Annotated in this window: 12 protein-coding genes; 7 read left to right on the forward strand and 5 right to left on the reverse strand. The window is 32.7% G+C overall.

All coding sequences use genetic code 11. From position 1 onward, the window contains the following. The first annotated feature begins 33 nt into the window (after positions 1–33). The 3 genes from CVU84_12505 to CVU84_12515 all read left to right on the forward strand — a co-directional run bounded on the left by CVU84_12505 (position 34) and on the right by CVU84_12515 (position 2,798). The gene (locus tag CVU84_12505; GenBank protein PKM94272.1) at positions 34–1,059 is read left to right on the forward strand and encodes an oxidoreductase; all 1,026 of its coding nucleotides are present in this window, start codon (positions 34–36) and stop codon (positions 1,057–1,059) included. 22 nt (positions 1,060–1,081) lie between these two features. Beyond that, the gene (locus tag CVU84_12510) at positions 1,082–1,753 is read left to right on the forward strand and encodes a dihydroorotate dehydrogenase (GenBank protein ID PKM94273.1); all 672 of its coding nucleotides are present in this window, start codon (positions 1,082–1,084) and stop codon (positions 1,751–1,753) included. Positions 1,754–1,826: 73 nt separating this feature from the next. Further along, positions 1,827–2,798, forward strand: coding sequence for a hypothetical protein (locus CVU84_12515; protein PKM94274.1), 972 nt, complete (start codon positions 1,827–1,829; stop codon positions 2,796–2,798). Positions 2,799–3,052: 254 nt separating this feature from the next. On the opposite strand, the gene CVU84_12520 is transcribed toward CVU84_12515, so the two are convergent. Then, positions 3,053–4,114 carry an oxidoreductase gene (locus tag CVU84_12520; GenBank protein ID PKM94275.1) on the reverse strand — a complete coding sequence of 354 codons (1,062 nt, stop codon included), beginning with the start codon at positions 4,112–4,114 and terminating at the stop codon, positions 3,053–3,055. Between the two features lie 411 nt (positions 4,115–4,525). Here CVU84_12520 and CVU84_12525 point away from each other — a divergent pair, with 411 nt between their 5' ends. Continuing rightward, positions 4,526–6,370: a heavy metal transporter gene (locus tag CVU84_12525; protein ID PKM94276.1), complete on the forward strand. Its 1,845-nt coding sequence runs from the start codon at positions 4,526–4,528 to the stop codon at positions 6,368–6,370. Positions 6,371–6,611: 241 nt separating this feature from the next. Here the strand turns inward: CVU84_12525 and CVU84_12530 are convergent, their stop codons facing one another. Next, positions 6,612–7,517 carry an EamA family transporter gene (locus CVU84_12530; GenBank protein ID PKM94277.1) on the reverse strand — a complete coding sequence of 302 codons (906 nt, stop codon included), beginning with the start codon at positions 7,515–7,517 and terminating at the stop codon, positions 6,612–6,614. A gap of 176 nt (positions 7,518–7,693) precedes the next feature. Here CVU84_12530 and CVU84_12535 point away from each other — a divergent pair, with 176 nt between their 5' ends. Together CVU84_12535 and CVU84_12540 are read left to right on the forward strand one after the other, a co-directional pair. Then, positions 7,694–8,029: a hypothetical protein gene (locus CVU84_12535; GenBank protein ID PKM94278.1), complete on the forward strand. Its 336-nt coding sequence runs from the start codon at positions 7,694–7,696 to the stop codon at positions 8,027–8,029. A 119-nt stretch (positions 8,030–8,148) separates the two neighbouring features. Beyond that, positions 8,149–8,823: a cysteine hydrolase gene (locus tag CVU84_12540; protein PKM94279.1), complete on the forward strand. Its 675-nt coding sequence runs from the start codon at positions 8,149–8,151 to the stop codon at positions 8,821–8,823. 3 nt (positions 8,824–8,826) lie between these two features. Here CVU84_12540 and CVU84_12545 read toward each other — a convergent pair whose 3' ends face one another. The 3 genes from CVU84_12545 to CVU84_12555 all read right to left on the reverse strand — a co-directional run bounded on the left by CVU84_12545 (position 8,827) and on the right by CVU84_12555 (position 10,661). Continuing rightward, positions 8,827–9,558 (reverse strand): HAD-IB family hydrolase, encoded by a 732-nt coding sequence (locus CVU84_12545; GenBank protein PKM94280.1) that lies wholly within the window; start codon positions 9,556–9,558, stop codon positions 8,827–8,829. A 16-nt stretch (positions 9,559–9,574) separates the two neighbouring features. Beyond that, the gene (locus tag CVU84_12550; GenBank protein PKM94281.1) at positions 9,575–9,850 is read right to left on the reverse strand and encodes a DUF1294 domain-containing protein; all 276 of its coding nucleotides are present in this window, start codon (positions 9,848–9,850) and stop codon (positions 9,575–9,577) included. Positions 9,851–10,058: 208 nt separating this feature from the next. Further along, entirely contained in the window at positions 10,059–10,661 is a 603-nt protein-coding gene (locus tag CVU84_12555) for a hypothetical protein (protein PKM94282.1), read from the reverse strand. 91 nt (positions 10,662–10,752) lie between these two features. Between CVU84_12555 and CVU84_12560 the strand changes: the two genes are divergently transcribed. Continuing rightward, complete coding sequence (locus tag CVU84_12560; GenBank protein PKM94283.1) at positions 10,753–11,982, forward strand: exonuclease sbcCD subunit D; 1,230 nt, start codon at positions 10,753–10,755, stop codon at positions 11,980–11,982.

Here is an 11,982-nt window from a genome sequence, read left to right on the forward strand (position 1 = left end):
AGTGAAATATAACATTTAAGAGGTGGTTTTTATATGACAAAAATAAGATTAGCAGTAATTGGTACAGGGATGGCTTGGGAAAGACTTCATTTGCCAGCCCTAAAAGAATTAAGTGATTATTATGAAATAGTAGCACTATCTAATGACAATGAAGACAGGCTGGTACAAGCTGCAAATGAAATTGGCTTAACTACGGACCATATTTATACGAATTATCATGATATGCTAAAGGGAGAGGAGATTGATGTAGTTAACATCGCTGTCCCAATAGAAATGAACTATCTTGTTTCTGAAGAAGTTGCAAAAGCAGGGTTTAATATTATTTGTGAAAAACCGTTAGCACCTAGTTTAGACCAAGCAGAAGATTATCTGAAGCTACAGTCTAAATATGGTGTTAAAATATTAATAGCTGAAAATTTCCGTTATAATGAAGAGAATACGATAATTAGAGATCTCATTAATGATAATAAAATTGGAGATGTTCTATATTTTATTAAAAACAATGTTTCGAATTTTGAGGATGCAATGGTTAAGGATACATTTGCAGCAAAGGAATGGCGTCAACATCCTGAATTTAAAGGTGGAGTTATATTAGATGCAAGTGTACATGATATTGCAACCTTAGAGTTTATTTTCGGTGAAGTAGAATCTGTTTCTGCTTTTGGAGTTCCTTTAAAGGAAGATTATGCTCCCTATTCTGTAATCAACTCCATTATGTTATTTAAAAGTGGGCTAATAGGCACTTATAATTACTGTTTGAAAGGAAAAGAGCTACAATATCCTTTGGTTGGCTTTAGAATTTTTGGAACAGAGGGAACGATTTATTTGGAAGATCGTATGTGTGGAGCAATTAACGTAATGTATAAGAAAGACAATAAGCATGAAATATATAATTATACTCCAGATAGAGGCTACTATAATGAATTTAAGAATTTTTATGATGCGCTTACGGCTGATGTGGATGTTGCTGTTCCGCCTAATGTAGAAATTCAAGATGCTAGAATTGTCTTTACTATTTTGAAATCAGCTAATAAAAAGAAAGCATTAACAGTGGATTGATGTGTGATTAAGGAGTACTTTGGTGGAAAATAAATTATTTACTAGAATTCCAAATCATATTGGTATTATCCCTGATGGAAACAGAAGATGGGCGGAGTCTAAAAATTATGAAAAACAACAAGGCTATACTCATGGTATCATGCCTGGATTTGAAATTTATGAATTAATGCTCGAATTAGGAGTAAAAGAAGCAACCTTTTATGGTTTCACTATGGATAATACGAAAAGAGCAAAAGTACAGACACAAGCATTTGTAAAGGCTTGTGTCGATGCTGTGGAGATTCTTGCTAATCGAGATGCAAATTTACTAGTGATAGGGAATGAAGATTCTACAGTTTTTCCCAAAGAATTATTAAAATACGTTAACAAACGAGTGCTTTTCGGACAAGGATTAATGAATATTAATTTTTTAGTTAATTATGATTGGCAATGGGATTTAAGCCACGCATATCATTTAGACAATAATGAGAAAAAAAAGATAGATTTGTATTCTAGTATTGCTTCATCTGATATTTCAAGAGTTGATTTGATTATTAGATGGGGTGGCAGGAGAAGGCTTAGTGGGTTCTTACCGGTTCAATCAGTTTACTCGGATTTTTATGTTGTAGATGATTATTGGCCTGATTTTAAGAAAGAGCAGTTTTATGAAGCTTTGAAGTGGTACCAGACTTCGGATGCTACATTAGGTGGATAAGACTATAAATACAAGCACGTAAATAATTGTGCAACCATATTATGTAGTAAAACAATAAGATAGGTATTTCTCTATGTTCTATTTTCCTAGATCAACGGGGAGGAATTATGAAGATTATGATTCTACCGCGTGTATAAATCAGTATAATAAGATTAGACAAATGAATAATAAACAACCAAAGAATAGTTATCCAATGGATAATGATATACTATTTAATAATCAACCATTGAACGGACAGCCATTGGATAATCAACCATTGAACAATAGACGACCAATGGACAACAATCAACCATTAAACAATAGACGACCAATGGATAACGACCAACCGTTGAACAATGGGCGACCAATGGACAACAATCAACCATTGAACAATAGACGACCAATGGACAATAATCAACCATTGAACAATAGGCGACCAATGGACAACAATCAACCATTGAACAATAGACGACCAATGGACAACAATCAACCATTGAACAATAGGCGACCAATGGACAATAACCAGCCATTGAACAATAGACGACCAATGGACATTAACCAGCCATCAAATAATTTGCGTCCAATCAATGATTATAATGAACAAATAAATGATAATATTCCAATGGATTATTATGTGGATGATTATGATCCTTCTGAAATTAGAGAGGCTTTGGTGTTTATTAAAAATGCTGTTGAAGGTGAGAAAGAAGATGAGCTTTTTTATAATGATCTTATTGGATTAGCACCAGATCAAGAGCAAAAGGACATCATTGCATCTATTCGAGATGATGAGATTAAACATAATAGTTTTTTTAGTGAAATATATGAAGAGTTAACAGGAGAAGTAGTAAAGCCATTAGTAGATGTTCCTTACGAAAAACCAACATCATATATAGATGGTATCGAAAAAGCGCTTTTCGGGGAACTTGGAGCTGTTGAGAGATATAGAATGATCTATAATGCTATGCCAAATAAATATTTTAGAGATCTATTATTTGAAGTAATTACCGATGAACTAAAGCATGGATCAAAGTACAATTATTTATACACTATTAATTACAAGTAATTGTTAATCCAAATACGAAAGAGGAGATGTCTATGAAGGATAATTTTTTTAGAGAAATAATTTTTGGCGAGACATTAAATGGACAAAGCCAGGATAAAAATGATGATAATAAAGAACTTGAAGAAATAGAAGTTGAAGAAATTGAAGAGGTTGAAGAAAAAGAAATTCAAGAGATAGAAGAAACTGGTGAAAGTTCAGAATAATAAAAAGCCAATCCACCTTTGGGAAACCTTAGAATGGATTGGCTTTGTTCATTATTCAGTTAAAGAAATTCTTCTTTTTTCAACATTGCTTTCTTTTGCCAGCTCAATTAGATGAATCACATCTCTAGCTTGATCGGCAGTTACCTCTAAGGATTTACCGTTAACGATGGCATCATAAATGTTCTGATAATAGATTGTATAATTACCTGCAAGCGTTTCTACAGAGCCTCTAATATTTATGTCATTTTCTATATAATTTATTGTTCCATAATTTGCAGGATCTTCCAAGCCCCAATCTTCCCATTCATCAGGTCTGAAGTTTTGTTTTAACTCTGCTTCTTGAGGATCAACACCATACTTAACATAGCTTCCTTTATCACCTAGTAGGATAAACCTTGGTAAGGGTTCCTTAACTAACATACCAGATTTCAAGGTAACCTTTAAATCCGTATAATACAGGATTATTTCAAAGTTATCATCAACTAAGCTATTTGGTCTTTGTGTTCTAATATCGGCATATACTTCATTTGGCATTCCAAATAGTTGAACTGCTTGATCAATTAAATGGGAACCTAAATCAAAAAGAATGCCAGAACCTGGCAACATAGATTCTCTCCAAAGCTTAGAATTAGTTGCTGTTCTAAAACGATCAAAATGAGATTCAAATTCTTTAATATCCCCAAGAGTATTATTATCGATAATTGTTTTTAAGGTTAAAAAATCACCATCATATCTTCTATTATGAAAGACTGACAACAATTTTTCTTCTTCTTTGCTAGTATGAATGAGAGCTGTTGCTTCTTCGGTAGTATTTGTGAATGGCTTTTCAACAACAACATGCTTTCCAGCTATAAGTGAACGTTCAGCCATTTCATAGTGAGAAGTGTTAGGTAAAGCTATAACAATTAAATCAATATTTGGATCATCTATAATAGATTCCACATTATCAACTACGTCTGCTTCTGGGTAAAGAAGCCCTGCTTGCTCTTTCTTTTGTTCACTTCTTGTGAATATTTTTGATAAATGAAAGCCTTCTACACTGGTAAAAATTGGAGCATGAAAAACCCTGCCTGATATACCAAAGCCTAATAGTCCAACATTAATTTGTTTCATCTTATCACCTGATTAATGCAAGGGTTGCATTACCTTTCTTTTTTTATACACTATTAATCACTAACATAGTATGTCCTTATTATAACACTTCAAAGAAGTTTAACCCAATATTTAGGTGTATTTATGATGATCCGTAGCTTGAGATACCGATTTAATGCTTTTATTGGTATATACTATTAATATAAAGTTATTAACCCCTCCCCATATTTTATATAAATACCCTTTTTAAAACGAGAGGGTATTTTTTTGAATTATTTTTGCATTCTCCATAAAATCTACAAATACTACTGCTATGATGATTACAATAGGAGTGGATCATACCGCTTAAAATTGATTGGGAAGTAAAACTTCAAGCTTTGAGGACAGTCCTACTTAATAAAATATCAATACGAATATTAGGAGCGTGAGTACATGAATCAAAATTTAACAAGTAAGGTTCTAAAGGTTGAAGGAATGACCTGTGTAAGTTGTGAAATGAGAATACAAAATTCTTTGAAAAAAATAGAGGGGGTTACAGAGGTAAAAGCCAACTTCTCAAAGTCTCTAGTAGATATAACTTATGATTTAAATACTACTAGCTTAAATGATATCATAGAGGTTATAGAAAAACTCGAGTATAAGGTTGTTGATGATCGCATCAAACAAGTTGAGGAAACTAAAAATAAGCCATTGATCAATCCTCTTATTGGCTTTGCAATTATTCTGCTTGCAGGGTATACAATTATCAATCATACCATTGGTTTTAATTTTATTCCTACTGTAACAAAAAACATGGGATATGGTGTATTATTTATCGTTGGATTATTAACCTCCCTTCATTGCATCGCAATGTGTGGAGGAATTAATCTCTCTCAATGTATGTCATATAAGTTTGATGAAAATGATACAAGTCGTTTTTCGAAGTTTAAACCAAGCTTTATGTATAATCTAGGTAGAGTAGTATCTTATACAATAATAGGTGGTATAGTAGGTTCAATTGGTTCAGTAGTTAGCTTTTCTGGAATGGCACAAGGTTTAGTCGCAATCATTGCTGGAGCATTTATGGTTATTATGGGACTAAATATGCTGAATATTTTTCCTTGGCTTAGAAAATTTAATCCTCGGATGCCAAAAGTATTTGGGAAACTAATACACGAAAACAAGAGCAAGCATGGTCCGTTTTATGTTGGTTTATTAAATGGATTTATGCCTTGTGGACCACTTCAAGCGATGCAGTTATATGCATTAGGAACAGGAAGCTTTGTAGCTGGGGCGGCGTCAATGTTTTTCTTTAGTATTGGAACAGTTCCACTTATGTTTGGATTTGGGGCGATTAGTTCGTTTTTTAGCCAAAAGTTTACGAAAGATATGATGAAGGTTAGCGGAGCGTTGGTTATAGCTTTAGGAATTGTGATGGCAGGTAGAGGACTTAGCCTTTCAGGTATAAATGTAATGTCATTTGCAACAGGACTGAGTGATAAGTCTGTTAGTATAGCTAAAACTGAAGAGGGAATTCAGTATATTACAACAACATTGGAATCAGGAAAGTACACTCCAATTGTAGTTCAAAAAGGTGTGCCTGTTCGCTGGACAATTGAAGCAGCTAAGGGTGATTTAAACGGATGTAATAATGAAATAATCATTAAAGAATACAATATACAAAAGAAGTTAGTTGTTGGAGAAAATATAATTGAATTTACACCAGAAGAAGAAGGAAAGTTTACCTATACATGTTGGATGGGAATGATTAGAAGCAACATTAAGGTTGTAGCTGATGTGAATGATGTACCTAAAGATCAACAAGAGGATACACTGCTTGATACTGGGTTACCAACATCAAGCGGAGGTTGTTGTGCAGACGGTTCAAAAGCGGTGAAATTCGCTAACGGAAATATTCCTACTGATGATATATTAGTTGCTAAAATAGTTGATAATAAACAAGAGGTTACCATAACGGTTAATGAATTTGGTTATTCACCAGCAGCTATTGTTGTTCAAAAAGGAATTGAAACAAAGATTAAATTTAATACAGAACAACTGAATTCTTGTAATAATATTGTTGTATTTCCAGAATATAATGGGCAATTAGATTTAGAGGAAGTAACCGAAACGCCGTGGCTTTTACCTGAACAGGATTTTACTTTTGCCTGCTGGATGGGAATGCTAAATGGATATGTTAAAGTAGTTGATGACATTAATGATATTGACATGACAGAAATAAAAGAGGGAATTTCTAGCTATCAACCAATAGGTGGCGGTGGGTGTTGTGGTCAATAATACTTATGATATCGTATCATTTAAAATAGAAACAAACCCCAACTTATAGAGGGGTTTCAGGCTGTCGACAAAAGCATTTTTTCTGATAGGTGTATACATTATTGGGCAGTAAGTGTTCGTTTTTCTGGCCTTACCCTTTGGCCGGTCGGGCGAAAAATGAACACTTACTGCCTTTTATATTCATCTAGAAGAAAAAATGCTTTTGTCTCTGTTTCGTAATTGAGAATAAATTATTTTTTTGCTATTCAAATGGAATGCTTGTGATTTCTTGGGGTTTTCGTTTTATAAAGGATAATTTAGTTTCTGAAATAATGATAGAGCCAAATATGAGTACACAGCCTGCTATCATTTGCAATGCAAAGGTATCTTTGAAAAATAGGACTGCTAACAATGCACCGAATAAAGATTCAGTGGATAATAAGATTGCAGCTTTAGTAGCATGAGCATATTTCTGGCCAACGGTTTGCAGAAAGAAGGCTAGAGATGTACTAAATATGCCTAAGTAAAGAATTGCCACTGAAGAAGAAAGATTGATGACAAAGGTTTCTTTAAATAGGATAGCAAATATAAAGGATAGAACGGCGCCAACGATCATTTGAATCCAAACCAAAGTACTAGCAGCTTCCTCCTTAGCAATTAAGGAGGTTATTGTTATATGTGCTGCAAACATTACGGCACATATTAAAGTGAGCAAATCACCAATATTTATACTTAAAGAATCATGTAAGGTTAATAAGCCAATCCCTATTAAGCACATAAAGGCTGCTATCATAGAGTAGAAGTCTACCTTTTTTTTAGCGAGCCACCATGTTAAGAAGGGAACAATGATGACATTAACACCTGTTAAGAAGGCGTTTTTTGAAGTTGTTGTATAGTCAAGACCTATGGTTTGAAAGGTAAAACCTAAAAACAGCAAAATTCCTAAAAAAGATCCTCTTTTTAAGGTTTGTAAGGAGATACCCTTAAATTTTGTTATTTGAAAAGGCAATAGTGCTAATGCAGCAACAGAAAATCTTAGAAACATCAAATAGAATGGATCCATTCCATTGTTTAAGCCGATTTTCACTGCAACAAAACCAAATCCCCATATGATTGCAACTAACAATAACATCAAATCTCCAAAGTAGCCTTTTGTATTTTCTTGCATTTTTTCACCTCTAGATTGATATAATAATTCTAAAGCATTATAACACTTTAAATTATTTTATGCTACAAAATCAATATGAAATTAATAAGCTAAATTTAAAATATATGAATATTATTGGGCAATAACTGCAAATACTATGAAAGGTTAGATAACAACTAAATAATAGGAGGTTAATTATGAATCAAAATTTTAGCAATAATAATAATCAAACTGGTTTAAATAATACGTCAGCTACCGCTGGAACATCTGGTGCAATAAATGCATCAGGCGTAGCTTCTAATTTTTCTGGAACAACAGGAGTCAATTCCAATTTAAATTCTAGTGTAACGACTGGAGCGGTTGGTGCAGGTGTAAATACTGGAACACAAAATGTACAACAGATTAGACAGCAAGTTCAAACATTACAAAATCAGCTTCGTCAAACATCAACTGCAGGAACAAATAATCAAGCTTACACAGACGCAGCCAATAGATTACAAGATGCCTATGAGATATTGAATAAGTTACAATAATAATAAGAGATTAAAAAGCTAGCGTTTGCTAGCTTTTTTTAAAACCCCTCTAAACTATTTACAAAATAATTTTTAAATCATATAATAAGGTAAATGCTTTAATAGGTAGGAGAATTATTATGAGAAGAATTAATAAAATAGATTTTATAAATAAAAGTACATTAACAATTGAAAAGATATTTGATAAGGTTATGGAACAGGCAACAATTAAGCTTCAGGATTTACCTGCTCAGAATACTGGGTTCGTAATGATTGATATGGTAAATGGCTTTACACGAGAGGGTGCATTGAAAAGTTCAAGAATAGAAGCAATTATTCCTGAGCTTGCTACATTATCTAGAAAATGTGATGATCTTGGAATTGTAAAAATTGCATTTGCTGATCAACATTCTAAGTCTTCCCCAGAGTTTGAAGCTTATCCTGAACATTGCTTATTAGGAACCAATGAAATAGAAATCGTTGAAGAAATAAAAGCGGTTGCGGGATATCAATTAATTTATAAAAATTCTACGAATGGATTTTTAGAGGAAGAATTCCAACAATGGCTAAGTGATCATGATCAAATTGATCATTTTATTATTACAGGCGATTGCACAGATATATGTATTCAACAATTTGCGATTACATTGAAAACTTGGTTTAATAAGCAAGATAAGAAATCAAGAATTATTGTACCTATTCATGTCGTTGATACCTATGATTTGGATATACATAATGGTGATTTGATGCAAGTGATGGCATTGTATAATATGATGGGAAATGGAATTGAGATCGTTAACTATATAGAAAGTTAGGCCCTAATTTATACAAGAAAAGCACTCTGGCTTTAATTGATAGATCATATCCTTGCGTTCAACAACAATGCTTACTTTTTGGCTTGTCTCAGGGTCATTTGTAACACTATTTAATAATTCGCGAGTGGGGTTCATAGCAACAGGATAGGCAACTGATTTGAGCATTGTATAATCTCCAGTTGTATCACCATAGGCATAGGATTTTGATAAATCAATATTGTATTTATCAACAAATAAGTTGATTGCTTTTTGCTTGTTTGCACTATCCCACATGGGTTTAACCACACCAGTATAGAGATTGTTTTCGTCAGTTATATATTCTGAACCAATATAATCCATGAAACCATATTTTTTTGCCATTTCTCTGACAAGCTCAACAGGCGAACCACTAATGGTAAGCACAATGTGTCCTTGTTCTACATGCCATTTTATTCTATCTCTCGTATAAGTATAAACACGGTCGCCTTTTTGCTCAACGACTTTTTTTGCAATAAATTCTATTTGACTTCTGTGGAGACCTTTGATTGCTTCGGTATATATTTCGGCCATTTTTAACAAATAATCATCGTAATCTCCAATACGTTTGTCCCAATTTATATATTTTTCTCTTACTTCGTTATACCATCTTTGACTATCAATAATATCTGATTTTATTAGTTTTTTAAAGGTTTCAGTTATTAACCCTTCTCTATATAGAGTTCCATCAATATCAAAAAATGCAGCAATTGTACTCATAACAAAAAACCTCCTTTTATATGTATAACCTAATTCCCAAGAACCATATTGTAATGTGAATTAATAAAAAAATAGGGACTAGTAAAATGAACTTCAGTTTTTTGATTTTATGTCTAAACAACAACATACTTAATAATGAACCGGTAGGACCAACTAAAGACAACAATAACAATGTTTTTTCTGGAATACGCCATTGATGGCGAATCGCTTTCAATTTATCAATCCCAAAAGCGATAAATGCTAGTACATTGATAAAAATATATAGGTATGTTATAATTTCAAACAATTCCATAAAAATACCCCTTTATGTTTTTTAATCCAGTAGGAAAGTTCTACTTTCCACGAAGCATAGACATTGGAAAAGCGGCAGGATGGTAACGAGAAATTTAACTCGGCGCAGCCGATTTTCTTGTGATTATGCTGTTGAAAATAGTATACATGAACATATCAGATGCGTCAATTAACAAAAAAATCACCCGCATAAAACGGGTGTTAGTATACTAATATCGAATACCTAGTGAACGTATTGCTCTTTCATAAGCATCATTTATATTGGGAGCAAGATCAAATGCATCTCTATCACCATCTCTATAAGCTCTTTCTTCCTCTATACTTGTAAAACTATTATATTTTTTAGATAGGTTATTATAGGTATCATAACCATTTTGATAATAAGATATAATAGCATCATGATCTTTACGATTATTACCTGTATAACTTAATCGATTAACACTATTGAGTGCCTTCCTATAAACAGAAGCTCTTTGTGAGTAATAATCAGATTGTTTTTTAAGATAGTCTTTATCATTAGCATCTATCTTAACTTTATCCAAATCTGTAACAGATGTTCTTAATGTACCATCTAAATCTCGTAAAGAGGTTGCATAAGGTGTTTGCTGTCCTGTACCCATTGGTGTTGCTTTGTTTTGACGTTGTGTATTGTTTGCTGTGCCATCAGGATTTAATATTAAATCTTCAGAAGTATTCCCAGGCGTCAATGCATCATTACCAATATCATCATTACCAATATCATCGTTTCTTGCACATCCATTTAGAGCAAATGTTAAACTTAATACTATAAGTAAAACCAGTGATTTTTTCATTTTAACTCTCCTTTCAGTTTAAAGTCGTTATTATTATTCATTTTTATGAAGACTAATATACTGGTATTAATTGTTGGAGGTTTTTAAAGGTTTGACAACTAAATTTGAATATAATATCATTGGTTTAGGAGTGATAAAGGAGGCTGTTATGAAATTTATACATACATCTGATTGGCATATTGGAAAATCCATACATGAAGTTAATTTATTAGAAGATCAAAAAGCAGTTTTGAAAAAATTTCTAAATATAATTGATGAGGAAAAGCCTGATGCAATCATCATTGCAGGTGACTTATATGATAGAGGAATACCGAATAAAGAGGCTGTAAATTTGTTGGACGATGTTTTACATGAGATTGTGACAATAAAACAGATTCCAATATTATGTATTGCTGGTAATCATGATAGTGGAGATAGATTAGAATTTGCTAGTAGAATACTAAAAAGAAATGGCTTACATATTGAAGGTAAGTTTAAAAAAGATGTTCAAAAAATTGAACTTCAAGATTCACATGGTAAAGTCAACTTTTACTTGATTCCGTTTGCTTACATTTCTGAAGCAGGTTGTATTTTAGAGGATGAAAGCATTAAAAGTTTTGATGATACATATAATATCATTTTGAAAAAAATTGAAGAAGAAATGAACCTTGAGGAGAGAAACGTAATCGTTACACATGGTTATATAGTCACCGATTCAGAGGCTTTGGAGGTGAATGATTCTGTTCGACCGTTAGCGGTAGGTACATCAGAATATGTGAATGTAGAGTATTTCAAAAACTTTGACTATACTGCCTTAGGCCATCTTCATAAGCCACAAAAGGTTGAGTGGGAGCATGTAAGATATTCGGGCTCATTACTGAAGTATTCTTTTTCAGAAACAAACCATAATAAGGGAATCGTTGTAGTGGAAATGGAGGAAAAAGGAAATATAACTATTCGGAATATTTCTTTAACACAAGACCCCGAATTGAGAAAAATTGAAGGTCTATTAAATGATTTGATTAGTGCAGATCCAAACGGAGAAGGACTTGCAACGGATTACTTTATGGCAATATTGACGGATGAAAATCCTATTTGTGATGCAATTGGACAATTAAGAGCAGTTTATCCAAATATACTTAGAATGGAGTATAAAAACAGGATAATGACTGAACATCAAGGAAGCGTAGTTTCACTAAAAATCAAAGAAAAAAAATCTGAAACAACCTTGTTTCAAGAATTCTATCAAGATATGACAGGTAAAGAACTTACCAAAGAAAAGGCCAAAATAGTAGAAAATGTGTTTCAGGAAATGCTTATAAAGGATGGTGAATTATTATAA

It is taken from the genome of Firmicutes bacterium HGW-Firmicutes-1 (assembly GCA_002841625.1).
GTDB lineage: Bacteria > Bacillota > Clostridia > Lachnospirales > Vallitaleaceae > HGW-1.